Origin of the sequence: Methanobrevibacter millerae (assembly GCF_001477655.1) — an archaeon.
In the GTDB taxonomy this organism is placed as follows: Archaea; Methanobacteriota; Methanobacteria; order Methanobacteriales; family Methanobacteriaceae; genus Methanocatella; species Methanocatella millerae_A.
Genome location: NZ_CP011266.1, coordinates 1,074,129 through 1,089,590, shown reverse-complemented (window position 1 = coordinate 1,089,590; position 15,462 = coordinate 1,074,129). Strand labels below are relative to the sequence as shown.

Genomic DNA, 15,462 nt, shown 5'->3' with positions numbered 1-15,462 from the left:
TGATTAAACCTTTTAAGTACTAATAATATGATTTAATTAATATATATAATTAATTAAAAAATAAGAAAATCTAAAAAATAGAAAAAAATTAAAGATTCAATTCTTCAATTTTTTTGTCAAAATCAGTTAATTTACGAGCAAGTCCCGTAAAGTATGGGATGTAAACCTTTGAAAACATTATTTGTTCAGGGTTCTCATTTAACTCTTCTAAAGTTTCTTTAATCCGTGTAACTTTACGTTCAACCTCATCATACATCAAATCACCAGGAAACTCGCCGATAAAGATACCGTCAGCCCCATTGTCTAAAGCGTATTTGATATGATTTGGCCTTACACGATTGACTGAAATTACCTTAATGATATGTATGGATTCAGGATATGACAAACGGTTTACTCCAATATTATCTGCTGCAGTATATCCAATATTGTCTAAAAAGACCAATATCATACGTTCGCCTTCTTTTTTATTATTTAGTACTCCCTTAATGGTTGCAGTAATCTTTTCATCAATATTACCGTTAACATGGATAGCCTTTTGGTGACATCCAACAAGACATTTACCGCATCCTGTACATGCCATCGGGTCAATATAAACCTCATCGTTTTGAATGCTCATTGATTTGTATTTGCATCTGATTATACAGTCACCGCAAAGTATACATTTTTCCTTGTCGATTTCTGCAATGAACGGTTCTATTTCCACCCCTCCATAATTGTATTCAGATACTTTGGATGCTGATGCTGTTGCCTGCATGATTGATTCAGTAATATCCTTTGGATCCTGTGCTGTTCCACAAACGAATATTCCCTGAACATCAGTTGCAACCGGCTTGATTTTTGGATGTGATTCCTTGATGAATCCGTCTTCAGTAGTTCCGATATTCAATATTTCAGCAATTTCACGGGTACCGTCTGAAGGTTCCATAGCTGTTGAAAGAACAACCATATCTGCTTCAATTTCAATGAACTCACCTTTAAGTGTATCTTCGGTTCTTACAATAAAGTTGTCTCCTTTCTTAACGACTTCACCAGGTCTTCCCCTGATAAACCTGACTTCATTTTCCTGTGTGTGCTTGTAGTATTTCTCAAACATCCCCGGAGTTCTTACATCAGTATAGCATATTACAACATCTGTGTCCGGATACTTGTGCTTTATGATATTTGCATTTTTAAGTGCTACCGTACAGCATATTTTAGAGCAGTACCTATGTCCATCAGGCTTTTCGTCCCTTGATCCTACACATTGTATCATGACAACCCTTTTTGGAACTTCACCATTTGACTTTAATAGCTTTCCCTTTGTCGGACCGTTGACACCCGTAATACGTCCCAATTCTGACTGGGTTATGACATCATCATACCTTGTATATCCATATTCAGGCCTTTTGTTCATGTCAAACAGTTTGTGGCCTGTTGCAACAATAATCGAACCGACCTGGAGAGGGATTCTTTCAGACCTTCCTCTGAGCTTAATTGCTCTCATATTACATACCTTAACACAATTGCTGCATTTAGTACAGTTATCCATGTCAATGACATAACTTTCAGGATATGACTGACCAAATGGTCTATAGATTGCTTTTCTTGTGGAAAGTCCATCATTCCAGTCATCCGCTACATCGACTTCACAGACCTGTGCACAATTTCCGCATGCAATGCATCTTTCAGTATCGACATACCTTGGTGATTTTTCAACGATTAGATTATATGTTCCAGCTCTTCTTTCGGATTCTATAACCTTTGAATTTGTCAAAACAGTAATATTTTCATTCCATACAAGTTCATTTAATATCGGATTCAATAGACACATCCCACATTCTTCTGCAATTTTAACCGGAGAGAATACCTTTCCGATTTTTGCCATATGTCCGCCTATTGAGGGAGACTGTTCAATAAGAGTAACTTTTGTTCCCTGCTTTGCAAGAGATAATGCGGCATTCATACCGGCAATTCCACCACCGATTACAGCCACTTCATCAGGAGTCTGGCAGTAAATAGGATCTACAGCATCAGACTGCTTTACCTTTTCAATGGATGCCTTTATCAAAGTAACAGCCTTATGAGTTGCTTTTTTCTTATCAGAGTGAACCCATGAACATTGTTCACGAATATTTGCCATATCCATCAAATAAGGATTAAGAGGTTTTACATAATCCTGAAATGTCTTTTCATGACTTATAGGTGAGCATGCTGCAATTACAACCCTATCCAAATCATGATCAAAAATTGCATCACGTATTATCTTACGGCCGTTAAGTGAGCATAAGTTTTCAAACTGACCGATAAATTCAACATCAAGGGAATCCCTTACTTCATCCAAATCAATAATGTCTGAAATATTTCCTCCACATTCACATAAAAACACACCAACTTTCAAATCATCTCTCATTTTTTAACCTCCCTTAGGTCATTTATCACAGATTCAATTGGTGTAGTATGAGCTTTAACACCAATTACCTTATCGAAATCACCGCCCATAGCAATTGCGATAAATTGTGCAATATTTAAATGAATAGCCTTAAACTCTCTACCTTCTCTTTTTGATATCAACGGCTGATAGCGGTCAAACTGAATATGACAATTCGGACATAAATGAACAACAATCTCCACTTCCTCATCGTCCAGTGCGTTCATCTTATCAGCAGTTGCAGTAAATGACAAATCAGGATTTGAATACCTTTGCCTGAATCCTGTTCCGCATGTTGCACGTTTATGGTCATACCAACCAATGCTTTTGCATCCGCAGGCTTCAACCAATTCATCCAAAATATTAGGATCCCTAAATCCTGCAATGGTATCCTCATAGTGAACCTTACAGTAGTGGCATCCATGGTGAGTAGCTATCTTATAGTCGCTTAAATCATATTTAATATGATTTGGAATTTCTGAAATCTTATTATATAAAATATCCACTACATGAAATATGTTTTCAGTTGGAAGCAAATCATCCTTTTCATATTTCAAATGGCTCAAGCCGTTTTCTTCAAACAACTGATTGATGTGATTTCTCAAATCATCCTTTTTATTCAATAGCTTGACGGACTTCTTATTGATTGCATAACATGTAGCGCACATCATTACAAGATTCGGCCTATTTATTTCTTTTGCTATTTTGAAATTACGAGCCCCTATGGCTGATGTGTCAACCTGGTCAAACACATCTGAATAATGGCCTAATCCCGTGCAGCAGGTTTGCTTTTCTGATATTGCATAGTCAATGCCCAGCTTGTCAAAGACAAATTTTGTAGATGACTCAATACCTGGATACTCTACGCTTACAAGACAGCTTCTAAAAAGCAATATATCCTTATCCGGAATAGATTTCATTTTTCTGCCTCCTGTGATGCCCTTATTTTTTCAATTTTTTCTTTAAAACCTGTAATTGTCAATATTTTGCTTACCTCATCAATGGTTTCCTTTGGTGGCATTAATGGAGGATCCAATTCCAATTCTTCACGTATTTCTCCCAAATTAGTTCTGAATTCCCACCATCCTGGAACATCGTTTTTAATGTCGTCAAAAAATATCTCAGGAATTGCACCTATGGCTGCAGTGAAATATGAATCCGCAAAGCCCATATATTCATATAACTTATCATAACCGATTTGTCTAGATATTGCAATTTGTTTTAGTATTTGATTTACCTCACATACGCTATTTCCAACGGGACATACGCTATGGCAGGTATAGCAATAAAAGCAATTCCAAATCAAATCATCCTGTAAAATTGATTCATCACCAGCCAAAACCCTTTCAATTATATCACGAGGATTATAATCAGAGTGGCGGGCTGCAGGACAGGTTGATGTGCACATTCCGCACTGTACACACTTTAAGACCCCTTCATCCTTGGAGTTTTTTACATCCATAATGATTTTTTCTGCAAAATCTACTGGTGAATCATCAATATTTTGCTTTGAAGTCATGAAAATACCTCACAATTTAAATTCGCCTGATTTAATCATTTTCTTTAATTTAAGTGATAGCTTGTTTGCTCTTAATCTGTCTGATTGTCTGCAAATAATAGGAATATTAACATCTTTTTCGTTAATTTTCAAATCTACACTGCCCGTATTCATGTCAAATGCATCATGACTGCAGAAGTTGGCGCACATTCCACATCCAAAGCAGCGACTTAAATCCAGGCGCTGGTTAGAAAATGCATTTGTAGGACAGACATTTTCAACTTCACATGAATCACAAACCGAACATTTTGCTCTGTCATATTGAGGCCTTAAGTCATATGTTCCCCATAGCTCATAATAATTGGTTTCAGCCAGCGGCAAATGACGACCTTTGATATCAGCTACAGGCAGAGTAACATCACTATCGCAAATAAGCAGATTATTGTAAATTTCTTCATTCAATACAGGAATCGGTATAGCTACTGTGTTAAATATTTCACCACCCTGACCTGTTTTAAACCCTCCAAAGTAGTATGAATCCATCTGTGTCAGGTCCCCTGAAAGCATGAGATTTGGCTTTTGAGGATTTGATCTGGTTCCATCTCCTAAAATGAACGCTTCAGCATCATTCAATAAAACTTTTTTACCTGTTTTAATGACATTGTGAGGCAAATCATTTTCCAAAGGATTCAAATCACCACATCCCGAAAACGTCAAGCCTGAAAGGTTTCCTTCAAGAGGAGTTGCGGCAAATATTGATGAAACCGCTTCAGAATTCGGATTGGTAAAAGCTGTGTAGTTTTTAAATGCCATACGTGAGCCTATAATTTGGGCTCTATTTATGTCACTTTTCGTAATAGTATTTTCAATTGTCTTTCCATCTACGCTTTCCACTCTCACGTCTACGGATTTTCCTTCCATTATATCTTTAAGTAAAAATCCTCCACCGTATCCTTCATCGTTTATTGAATGTGATGTTCCATGAAGTATTACATCAACTTCACCTAACCATTCATTAGGACAAGGCCCTGCATAAGCAGGAACTCCATTTAAATAAACTTTATCTGCTCTTATGAACTCTCCAGGTTCACTGACAATGAAGTTTAAAATGGCTGCGGTTCCACTCATGACTCCACATGTTCCGGTTGTAACTACATCTACCTCATCAAAGCTTGGAGCATTATCTTCTTTAATGAGTTTTTTAAACTCCTCTGCAGTATAAATGTTAGCTTCACCATCATCAATTCTTTTATTGATTTGGTTTATATCTCTCTTTTTCAATTCCATAACCTTCTGATTATTTTATTATTTTTTTGGCATGTAAAAATATAAACTAATTGATTTTTCCTACAGTATCTCCCCTCAGACCCTGTCTTAAAGTCTCAAGAGAAGTTATGTCATCGCTTGAAACATTACCTAAATTAACTGTATTTCCAAGTTTTAAAATAAAAAATACCTGCTGGTCCTTGTTAGGAGCTTCCCATAATATTTTATCTCCATCAAAATTATCTAAAATATAATCGATTTCATCTTCCTTGGCGTTTCCTGATGCATCAAATATTCCAATGTTTTTTCCGCCTTCCCTAGCCTCTACAATTATTAAAGATGAACCTGCATCAAGTTCAGATTGCATAAAACTGATTCTTTCATCCAATGTAAGTTCCTTATCAAGATTAGGATCCTTTTTACCAACTTCAGATAATACTATGAAACCTTCATCTTTAGCTTTTCTGATTGAATCAAGTTTATCCTCATGAGCTAAATTAATGGAACCGTCAGATATTTCAATAGCTGGAAAACCTAATTCATGAGCTCTTTTAAAGAATTCATCAAGTTTATCATTCATGAAAGCCAGTTCAAACAGTGTTCCTCCAGTATATGGAATTATATCATGACTTTTATACATTTCAACCTTGGCTTTGATAATGTCCTCATCATGAATGATGGAAGTTCCCCATCCAAATTTCAGATAATCAACATACTCGCCGGAAATATTCATCAAGCTTTCTGCAGTCTCAAGGCCTAAACCCTTATCCAAAACCATAGTTATTCCATTGCTTCTTGGTTTTTCTTCTCGCTTATTTAATAAAAAATCAAATGCTTTCAAATTATCACATTCTTTTTGGGTTATAAAAATAGATATTATATAATATATTATTAATAATTTTAGATATTATTAAAAAGAAGTTGTATATAATTATAATATATATGTATTTTGAAGAGATTGACATTGACCAGACACATATCCATCTTACCAGTGATTTGGATGGTGCTGATTTAAAGCATTATATCTATAGGATAAGGCAGGATTTGAAAAGATACATCTCAATGAATCTGGATTTTTTGTTATCCATAGAACCATTAAAATATAAAAGTGATGGATTAAGTCCCATTGTTTTGAAGATGTATGAATCATCTGCAAAGGCTGATGTAGGCCCTATGGCATGTGTTGCAGGAACGATTTCTGAAATGAGTTTAAACTATTTAATAGATAAAGGATCAGATTATTCCATTGTAGAAAATGGTGGGGACATTGCTATTATCAACGACAAAACAGTACTGTGCGGAATATATTCTAATAATAAAATTTTAGGAAACAGCATCGCTTTTAAAATCAAACCAAGAAAGAAACCATTAGGAATATGCACATCATCAGGAAAGATTGGCCATTCAATAAGCTTTGGACAGTCAGACAGTGTTAGTGTGATATCAAAAAGTCCTTCTGTTGCTGACGGACTTGCAACCAGAATAGCTAATGAAGTTACAGGCGAAGACAGTGAAAGCAAGATTTCAAATGCCCTTGAAATAGCTGAAGAGTACAGGGAATTTTTCAATGGAGTGTTAATCATATCTGATGAAAATGTTGGAACAGTTGGAAAACTACCTAAAATTGTCGAAAGTCCGGAATTTAATGTCAAAATAAATCATGAAAAATAACTTTTCAAAAAAAGTTTAACATCAAGCATTAAATTAAAAAAAATAGAATTTGCATTAATCAATAATATTCATAACAGTAATGAAAACAAAAAAATGAAAAAATAAGTTACTTTTATGCTCATATTTAAATATGATTAAAAATAATATTAATAATATTCATAATTTTAGGAGATTGAAATCATAATTAATTCAAATAATATTTAGAATTAATTAACATATAGGTTAGGTTATTATGTATAAAGATGAAATGATACAATTACATCAATTTTTGGTTTATGTTTTAAAATATTTAGAAGAAGATAATCAAATTTCTAACGATTGCAGCGAATATATATCTCTAAAAATAAGTCCGCATCATATCCATAAAACTAAAGCTGAACATAAACATGCAATTTTTGTCCTTTGTAAAATTATATCTGAGGTAATTGCTGATAAAGACAATCATTCCATTCCAGATAATGTACGTAATTCTTTAGCAGATTTAGTTACCCGTTCAGAAAAAGAAATTAACATAGCTTAATTTTCTTTAACTACTCTTTTTTAATTAGCCACCAACATATTTTAATAATACCATCTAAAAATAATTAATCATGACTAACTTAATCAAAACACTTTGCCTTGTTGATGGTGAACATTACCTGCCAGTCACACAAGAAGCAATAGATACCTTAAACAATTTAGAGCATATTGACATAACCGCTGTTGTTTTTATTGGCGGAACTGAAAAATTAAGAGATGATAGTGAAGAGTCATACTCAGAAGTGTTAGGCGTCCCAGTTCAATTTGCTAAAGATAAGGATATACCTTATGACATTATCGTGGACATGATTAGAGAATATGACATTGATACGGTAATGGATTTAAGTGATGAGCCTATCCTGGATTATCCTAAAAGATTCAAAATAGCATGCAAAGTTTTGAATGAAGGAATTACATACCAAGGTCCGGACTTTAAATTTGAACCTCACAGTGAATATGACGTTATGAAAAAGCCATCCATCACAATTTTAGGAACCGGAAAACGTATTGGAAAAACAGCTGTTTCAGGTTTTGTCTCCAGATTAATCGATAAAAAAGGTTATGAACCATGTGTTATAGCTATGGGAAGAGGAGGTCCTGAAGAACCTGAAATCGTTCATGGAGAAGAGCTTGAAATTTCTGCAGAATTTTTACTAGAGCAATCACAGAAAGGAGTTCATGCTGCAAGCGATCATTGGGAAGATGCGTTGATGAGCAGAATATTGACAATAGGATGCAGACGCTGTGGTGGAGGTATGGCAGGTGAAGTCTTTTTAACAAATATGAAAAAAGGTGCAATACTAGCTAACAAAGTAGACTCCAAATTTGCAATATTTGAAGGAAGTGGAGCTGCTATACCACCAATTAAGACAAATAAAAAAATAGTGTTGATTGGAGCAAACCAACCTACAAGCAATTTAACAACATATTTTGGGCCATATAGAATTTCACTAGGTGATTTAATTATATTAACCATGTGTGAAGAGCCTATGGCAAGCAAAGAAAAAATAGCTGAAATTGAGAAATTCATCAGTGAAATAAATCCTGATGCGACCGTAATTTCTACAGTGTTTAGACCTAAACCGTTAGAAGACATTTCAGGTAAAAAAGTACTGTTTGCAACAACAGCTCCTGAAGAAGTAAAAGACAAATTAGTTGATTATTTAGAAGAAAAATATTCATGTGAAGTTGTTGGAACCACATCCCACTTATCCAACAGACCACTTTTAAAAGAAGATATGGAAAAGTATATGGATAAGGCTGATGTGATGTTAACCGAACTTAAAGCCGCTGCTGTAGATGTAGCAACAAAAGATGCAATCAATGCAGGTCTTGAAGTGGTATACTGTGATAACATTCCAATAGCCATAAGCGATAAGTATCCTGATTTAGGAGATAGTGTTATTGAATTGGTAAATAATGCTATTGATGATTTTAACTAATCATATACTTTTTTATTTTTTTAATCCATTTCTTTTAAATATTTTAAAATCTCTAATGATAATTCAGTATTTTTATATAATCTACCTTTATGGGCATCTTCGTTTAAACAAACAACCAAACCATTTTCTTTTAAATCAGCTAAAACATTTGATATATGATTTGTTCTAACACCTATTTTTTTTGCAATGTCTGATGGTATTTTTACACCATTGCCTATATATTTTATAACACTGAGCCTGTATGATGATGCCATCACATAACCTAATGAATGTAAAATTTCTTCCTCTTTCATAAACATTATTATAATATTTATAGTATATTAAATTTATTGTACAATTTTGAGTAATTTTAATTCATTGCACAGATATGTTCAATAATAATAATGCAAAATTAAAAAGAAAAATGGAATAATATATAAATAACATTTTAGGCACAATTAATATTAATGATAAAAATTACTGTCGGAATAGGAAAAAACAAAGACATTATCCAAGCATGCGAAATTTTTAAACAAGAAAAAGATGATGTTGAAATAGAACTGGCTGACAATGACAACGATTTGGTCAATGCAATATTAAATGAAAAAGTAGATGCAGTAATAAGAGGATCTTTGCCTGCATCAAGTGTCATGAAACAGCTTAATGCTAAATTCAGCGACATATCCAGAGCAACATATGTCAACGGCAACAATGTTGAATTTCTCCTGACTCCAGTCGGAATTGATGAGGGAACAACACTTGAGGACAAGCTGAAAATAGCCATACATTGTGGAGAATTTCTAAAAAAGCAATCCAAAAAGCCAAAAATTGCAGTTATGGCATCCGGTAGAAAGGGAGATTATGGAAGAAGTGAGGAAATATCCCAATCCATCGATGAAAGTGAAATGTTAACTGATTTGATTAGAAAGAATAGTGATTTTGAAGTGAAAAACCATTATATTCTGATTGAAAAAGCTATAAAAGATAAATGTAATGTTATAATAGCTCCTGATGGAATTATAGGGAACATAATATTTAGAACATTGGTTTTAGTAAATTCCTGGCCAAGCTGTGGAGCTGTTACCTTTGGTATAAACAGCATTTACATTGACACAAGCCGTGACCAAAATACAAATGGATATTTGAGAAGCTTGAAATTAGCATACAAATTAGCCAATATTTAAAAACAACAAATAACATATATTATATAATAACAACTTTCGGGTAATACAAATGGGAGAAAATATAATTTATAGACTATATGATTGGTACATATCAAGGGACTTGGATCCAAATAAAATGCCGAAACATGTAGCTATCATTATGGACGGTAACAGAAGGTTTGCCAAACTCCAAGGAAATATAGATGTCATTAAAGGTCATGAGCTTGGAGTAGATACTTTAGAAAATGTTTTGGACTGGAGCATTGAACTTGGAATTGAAATAATTACAGTATATGCATTTTCAACTGAAAACTTCAATAGACCACAAAATGAAGTTGAAGGATTGATGAGGCTTTTTGTAATTAACTTCAAAAGATTAGTAGACCATGAAAAAATCCATAAAAATGAAGTTAGGGTCAAAGTTGTCGGAAGAACTGAACTTCTTCCAGATGACGTGAAAGAAGCTATAGACGAAGCTGAAGAGGCTACAAAAAATTACAATAAAAGATTCTTAAACTTGGCTATCGGTTATGATGGAAGACTTGAAATTATCGATTCATTCAAAAAGATTATCAAAGACGTTCAGGAAGGAAAGATTACAGTCGATGATGTTGATGAGGAATTGGTTAGCAAAAACCTCTACACCGAAGGAATCGATGATCCGAATCTTATCATAAGAACCAGCGGTGAAGAACGCCTAAGCGGATTCCTGTTATGGCAATCATCATATTCAGAGCTGTACTTCTGTGAAACATTATGGCCTGAACTGAGAAAAGTTGATTTTTTAAGGGCTATAAGGTCATACCAGGCAAGAGAAAGAAGATTTGGAGTATAAGAAATGATAGATACACATTGCCATATTGACTTTGAAGAATATGATAAAGACCGTAGTGAAGTCATTGCCCGTGCAAAAGACAAATTGGATGCAGTAATAGTATCTGGAATAGGATATGAAAGTAATCAAGGAGTTTTGAATTTATGTTCAAAATATGAAGGATTTATCTATCCGTCTTTTGGCTATCACCCAGTATCTTCACAGAATTGTAGTGATGAAGAATTGAAACAGGCACACACCCATCTGATTGATAACATCAATAACATTGTTGCAATTGGAGAAGTGGGAATGGACTATTTTTACGTCAAGGATAAGGCATTACGTGAAAAACAGAAAGAAATCTTTTTGAGCTTTATTGAAATAGCTAACGATTATAAGGTTCCGTTGCTTATGCATGTAAGGGACTGTGAAAAAAAAGCGCTGAATATCGTGCTTGACTATGAGGATATTCCATATGTAATATTTCACTGCTACAGCGGAAGTTTAAAAACTGCCAGAAGAATAATGGAAAAGGACAATTACTTCATGAGCTTTTCTACAATGCTCTGCTACTCAAAAGCACATCAGGAATTAATCAAAAACATTTCTCTCGACCACATATTAACTGAAACTGACAGTCCTTATTTAGCCATGACAAAAGAAGAGAGAAATGAACCTGCAAATGTAGTCAAGGCAGTTAAAAAAATAGCTGAAATTCAAAATGAAGATATAGAAACTGTTGATAGCATTACTACCAACAATGCAAGAAAAGTTTTTAAAATTTAATAATGATATGTAAAATTCAAATTTATCAATATTTCATTATTATCTTCAACCGCTTCTATAACCAGTTCAAATTTATTAAAATCTTTTTTTATCAATTCAATTTTTTCATAATCCAAAATAGAATCATTTAAATATACAATAAATTGATTATCACTTAAAGTTACTTCTTTTCTAGAAAACAACTTGAAAGCATATGTGAACAGTTCTATTCTTGAAATCAAATCATATTTATCTCCATTGCCTTCAGTGATAAAGTCAATAATGTCATTCTGCAGGATTTCACCTTCACTTCCTGTATCCACCTTAAGTGATTCCATTTCCTTAAGCTCTTTCATCAATGTTTTCTTTTCTTCTTCAGAATACATAAATTCACTCCACTGGAAGCAAGTCTTTTTGTTTAAAAACCTCTTTTGCTGCCATTATACCATTAATAGCCTTTGGAAAACCTGCATAAGCAGACATCTGCATTATAATTTCAACAATTTCACGGGGAGTATTTCCAACAGCCAAAGCAGCATTGATATGGTCCTTAAGCTGAGGAATTGTTCCAATAGCGGTCAATGCAGCTACAGTACATAACTCCCGAGTTTTCAAATCAACTTCTTTTCTTGTATAAATTTCTGAGTATGGAAATTCAACAATGAAACGTCCTAAATCAGGAGCGATATCCTCAAGCTCTTTAAATATGTCTTCAATAGTTTCCTCATTTGTGATTTTTAATATGTTCATGCCTTTTTCAAATCTGTCTTCCATATTTTACACCTACTAAATTATATATTCTAAATCCATTTAACATTTGCTGTTGTGAAAATATAATGCTTTGAAAAAACCGGATTGAAAAGTTTGTTTGTTGAACCGGCAGTCTCAAAAGTCAGAGCTAGGGATTTTCTCAAATTATAATTTATCCGGTCACCTATAGAATCAAGTTCTTTTTTATCCAACTCCTTTGATGAATGGGCATAAACCATGAATTGAATTTTCTGCTTGTCAAAGTTTGGGTCATGACCCATATCAGTATAGCTGATATTTACTATTTCAACCGAAGATGGAATTAAAATTTCATAGCCCTTTTTGGAATAGTCGTTGAATGTATCCGACGGGTAGATTGCACTAGATGCATAAAGGCTTCCTTCATTCACTCCACTTCTTGCTGCCACCATTGCCATTGTCAGTTCATTTTGGGATGCTATAAAAGATATAGAAATCATCAAAATAACAATCAATGAACCTAACAGCAGCAAATATTCTGCACTTATCTGTCCTCTACTTTCAAGAATCATTTTATCAAAATTTTCCCCTCATGTGTTTTTTCTATTAGATATATACGGCCAGGATACATTTTATAGGTTGAATATGGTTCAATAAAAGGAACCGCCATTTCACCTTTTTTATCATCATATTCTATAGTCAATTTATTCTTTTCCAATATCAGCACATAATTTTTATTGGTTTTGGGTAATTTTATATATTTTGAATAAAATTCACCATTGGAATCAACCTGATTGAGTGTATTTGCTACATCATCCAGAATCAGCCTGTGGTTAAACTCAGATTCAATATTTAAACTGGAATTGATAGTATTTTGAGAATAAACAATCAATCCAGTAGCCACTATTAATATGATAAATAATGAAAATAAAAATTCTACAGATATGAAACCTTGATTGTCCATAATTTTAAGTTATCTTTAAAATTAATAAAATTTACTCATTTTTAAAGGCAATAATGTCTTTAATGAGTAAAATTATCCCAGACAATAAATATATACTAGATTAAATAAAACAATATTTATGACAGTTAAAGTTATTTTTATTGGAGCAGGCCCCGGGGACCCTGATCTGATTACAGTTAAAGGAAGAAAAGTTATTGAAAAAGCGGATGTTATTATCTATGCAGGTTCCCTTGTTAACAAAGATGTATTGGCTCCAAGAAAAGAAAATTGCGATGTTCACAATAGTGCTTATTTGAATCTTGAAGAAACCATTGACATTATGGCAAAGGCAATTGAAGAAGACAAGCTTGTTGCACGTGTTCACACTGGAGATCCTGCAATATACGGAGCTATTGGAGAACAGATTCGTGAATTGAAGAAACTTAACATTGAATACGAAATAATTCCTGGAGTAAGCTCATTATTTGGAACGGCAAGTGCTCTTGAAGCAGAGCTGACAATTCCTGAAGTTTCACAAAGTGTCATCATTACGCGGCCTGCCGGAAGAACACCCAAAAAAGAGCTGGAAAGCATCAGAAGCTTTTCAAAACATAATGCGACAATGTGCATTTTCCTTGGAATATCAATGATTGACAAGGTAGTCGATGAACTGCTTGAAGGCTACACTGAAGACACCCCAGTGGCAGTGGTCAAAAAGGCAACATGGCCAGACCAGGAAATAATTAGAGGAACCTTAAAGGATATTGCAGGCAAAGTTAAAGATGCCAATATTACGAAGACTGCAATGATTGTAGTTGGAGATGTCCTAGACCCGGGTGACTTTACACCATCCAAGCTATATGATGCTAATTTCAAACATGAATACAGATAAATTTATTTTCCCTAACATTTAGGGAAAACTCTTTTTTGAACAATTTTTTATTTTTCTAATTATTTTTAAAAAACATTTAACATTTATATAGTAGTTTTTACAAAATATTTTATGTCGGAAGATGGCTTCCACCTTCCGAAGCTTAATATATGTTGTGATAATTATGGTTTTAAGTACAGGAAATACAGCCTGGATGCTCGTTTCAACAATAATGGTTCTGCTAATGACAATTCCAGGGATAGCATTTTTTTATGGAGGATTATCAAAAAGAAAAAACGTGTTAAATACAATGTTTCTATCATTAATAGCTTTTTCAATAGCTAGCCTAATTTGGATTCTATACGGATATCAGCTTTCATTTTCATCATCAACTTTGCTTGGATTTATAGGAATACCGGAAAATCTATTAATGGAAGGAATAGGAGTAAATTCACTGACAGATACTATACCGACATACGTATTTGCAGGATTTGAACTAACCTTTGCAGCACTGACTGCAGCAATCGTATCTGGTTCAATAGTCGGAAGAATGAAAACCAAATCATGGATTATATTCACCATATTATGGGTTAGCCTTGTATACATCCCAGTATGCCACTGGATATGGGGTGGAGGATGGCTGATGAATATGGGTGCAATAGATTTTGCAGGAGGTGTGGCTGTAGAAGTCAATTCCGGTTTTTCAGCACTTGCATTAGCACTCATTCTCGGAAAAAGAAAAGATACATCACTTCTCCCACATAACCTGGGATATTCAATTTTAGGCGCAGGATTTCTGTGGTTCGGATGGATGGGATTCAACGGAGGATCCGCACTTGCAGCTAACGGACTGGCAGGTTCAGCAATACTTGTATCAAATACCGCAGCAGCAGCCGCAATGATTGCATGGGTAATTTTAGATACGATAAATGTAGGAAAACCAACAGTCTTAGGTGCAATCACTGGTGCAGTTGCAGGATTAGTTGCAATTACTCCTGCAGCAGGTTTCGTTGGCCTTTCAGGTTCAATAGTAATCGGTATTGTAGCATCATTAATATCATACTATGCAATCTACAACCTTAAAACAAGATTCGGATACGATGATGCACTGGATGTATTTGGAGTTCACGGACTTTCAGGAGTATGGGGACTGATAGCAACAGGATTATTTGCTTCACCTGCAATAAACGGAGTTGCAGGACTCTTTTACGGAAATCCCGGACAGTTGACAATACAGATTATAGCTGTTGTTGCAACGGCAATATATACGTTTGCAGTAAGTTTAATAATAGCAAAAGCATTAGATATTACTATAGGATTAAGAGTGGAAGACAACGAAGAAATTACTGGATTGGATACTGCATTGCATGAGGAATCCGGATACAGACTTTAAAT

The 15,462-nt window shown here is 34.2% G+C and carries 18 protein-coding genes; 8 read left to right on the top strand and 10 right to left on the bottom strand.

Annotated features, from left to right (window positions below):
* Positions 1-88 precede the first annotated feature (88 nt).
* Genes hdrA through comA form a run of 5 tightly spaced genes read right to left on the bottom strand, consistent with a single transcriptional unit; the run spans position 89 to position 6,012 of the window.
* Positions 89-2,389, bottom strand: a complete 2,301-nt coding sequence (hdrA, locus tag SM9_RS04870; protein ID WP_058739065.1) for a ferredoxin:CoB-CoM heterodisulfide reductase subunit HdrA — start codon at positions 2,387-2,389, stop codon at positions 89-91.
* On the bottom strand, positions 2,386-3,327 hold the full coding sequence (gene hdrB / locus SM9_RS04865; protein WP_058739064.1) for a ferredoxin:CoB-CoM heterodisulfide reductase subunit HdrB: 942 nt from the start codon (positions 3,325-3,327) through the stop codon (positions 2,386-2,388). The genes hdrA and hdrB overlap by 4 nt, the downstream gene beginning before the upstream one ends.
* Positions 3,324-3,926 (bottom strand): ferredoxin:CoB-CoM heterodisulfide reductase subunit HdrC, encoded by a 603-nt coding sequence (hdrC, locus tag SM9_RS04860; RefSeq protein ID WP_058739063.1) that lies wholly within the window; start codon positions 3,924-3,926, stop codon positions 3,324-3,326. The genes hdrB and hdrC overlap by 4 nt, the downstream gene beginning before the upstream one ends.
* 9 nt (positions 3,927-3,935) lie before the next feature.
* Positions 3,936-5,186 carry a methanogenesis marker 16 metalloprotein gene (locus SM9_RS04855; protein ID WP_058740311.1) on the bottom strand — a complete coding sequence of 417 codons (1,251 nt, stop codon included), beginning with the start codon at positions 5,184-5,186 and terminating at the stop codon, positions 3,936-3,938.
* A 52-nt stretch (positions 5,187-5,238) separates the two neighbouring features.
* Entirely contained in the window at positions 5,239-6,012 is a 774-nt protein-coding gene (gene comA / locus SM9_RS04850; RefSeq protein WP_058739062.1) for a phosphosulfolactate synthase, read from the bottom strand.
* A gap of 101 nt (positions 6,013-6,113) precedes the next feature.
* Between comA and SM9_RS04845 the strand changes: the two genes are divergently transcribed.
* The 3 genes from SM9_RS04845 to SM9_RS04835 all read left to right on the top strand — a co-directional run bounded on the left by SM9_RS04845 (position 6,114) and on the right by SM9_RS04835 (position 8,803).
* Entirely contained in the window at positions 6,114-6,842 is a 729-nt protein-coding gene (locus SM9_RS04845) for a UPF0280 family protein (RefSeq protein WP_058739061.1), read from the top strand.
* A 232-nt stretch (positions 6,843-7,074) separates the two neighbouring features.
* Entirely contained in the window at positions 7,075-7,362 is a 288-nt protein-coding gene (locus tag SM9_RS04840; RefSeq protein ID WP_058739060.1) for a UPF0058 family protein, read from the top strand.
* 70 nt (positions 7,363-7,432) lie between these two features.
* Complete coding sequence (locus tag SM9_RS04835) at positions 7,433-8,803, top strand: hypothetical protein (RefSeq protein WP_058739059.1); 1,371 nt, start codon at positions 7,433-7,435, stop codon at positions 8,801-8,803.
* 20 nt (positions 8,804-8,823) lie between these two features.
* On the opposite strand, the gene SM9_RS04830 is transcribed toward SM9_RS04835, so the two are convergent.
* On the bottom strand, positions 8,824-9,096 hold the full coding sequence (locus SM9_RS04830) for a helix-turn-helix domain-containing protein (protein ID WP_157064663.1): 273 nt from the start codon (positions 9,094-9,096) through the stop codon (positions 8,824-8,826).
* Positions 9,097-9,249: 153 nt separating this feature from the next.
* Between SM9_RS04830 and mtxX the strand changes: the two genes are divergently transcribed.
* The 3 genes from mtxX to SM9_RS04815 are packed head-to-tail and all read left to right on the top strand — an operon-like array spanning position 9,250 to position 11,545.
* Positions 9,250-9,966: a methanogenesis marker protein Mmp4/MtxX gene (gene mtxX, locus SM9_RS04825; protein WP_058739057.1), complete on the top strand. Its 717-nt coding sequence runs from the start codon at positions 9,250-9,252 to the stop codon at positions 9,964-9,966.
* Between the two features lie 49 nt (positions 9,967-10,015).
* A complete protein-coding gene (uppS, locus tag SM9_RS04820; RefSeq protein ID WP_058739056.1) occupies positions 10,016-10,780 on the top strand; it encodes a polyprenyl diphosphate synthase in 765 nt (254 codons plus the stop codon).
* 3 nt (positions 10,781-10,783) lie between these two features.
* A complete protein-coding gene (locus SM9_RS04815) occupies positions 10,784-11,545 on the top strand; it encodes a TatD family hydrolase (protein ID WP_058739055.1) in 762 nt (253 codons plus the stop codon).
* On the opposite strand, the gene SM9_RS04810 is transcribed toward SM9_RS04815, so the two are convergent.
* The 4 genes from SM9_RS04810 to SM9_RS04795 are packed head-to-tail and all read right to left on the bottom strand — an operon-like array spanning position 11,542 to position 13,217.
* Entirely contained in the window at positions 11,542-11,910 is a 369-nt protein-coding gene (locus SM9_RS04810; RefSeq protein ID WP_058739054.1) for a hypothetical protein, read from the bottom strand. The genes SM9_RS04815 and SM9_RS04810 overlap by 4 nt on opposite strands.
* 4 nt (positions 11,911-11,914) lie before the next feature.
* Positions 11,915-12,298 carry a carboxymuconolactone decarboxylase family protein gene (locus SM9_RS04805; protein ID WP_058739053.1) on the bottom strand — a complete coding sequence of 128 codons (384 nt, stop codon included), beginning with the start codon at positions 12,296-12,298 and terminating at the stop codon, positions 11,915-11,917.
* Between the two features lie 26 nt (positions 12,299-12,324).
* Positions 12,325-12,825: a class III signal peptide-containing protein gene (locus SM9_RS04800; RefSeq protein WP_232299185.1), complete on the bottom strand. Its 501-nt coding sequence runs from the start codon at positions 12,823-12,825 to the stop codon at positions 12,325-12,327.
* Entirely contained in the window at positions 12,822-13,217 is a 396-nt protein-coding gene (locus SM9_RS04795) for a hypothetical protein (RefSeq protein ID WP_058739052.1), read from the bottom strand. The genes SM9_RS04800 and SM9_RS04795 overlap by 4 nt, the downstream gene beginning before the upstream one ends.
* A gap of 118 nt (positions 13,218-13,335) precedes the next feature.
* Here SM9_RS04795 and cobM point away from each other — a divergent pair, with 118 nt between their 5' ends.
* Positions 13,336-14,088, top strand: coding sequence for a precorrin-4 C(11)-methyltransferase (cobM, locus tag SM9_RS04790; RefSeq protein ID WP_058739051.1), 753 nt, complete (start codon positions 13,336-13,338; stop codon positions 14,086-14,088).
* 163 nt (positions 14,089-14,251) lie between these two features.
* On the top strand, positions 14,252-15,460 hold the full coding sequence (locus SM9_RS04785; RefSeq protein WP_058739050.1) for an ammonium transporter: 1,209 nt from the start codon (positions 14,252-14,254) through the stop codon (positions 15,458-15,460).
* Positions 15,461-15,462: the final 2 nt, after the last annotated feature.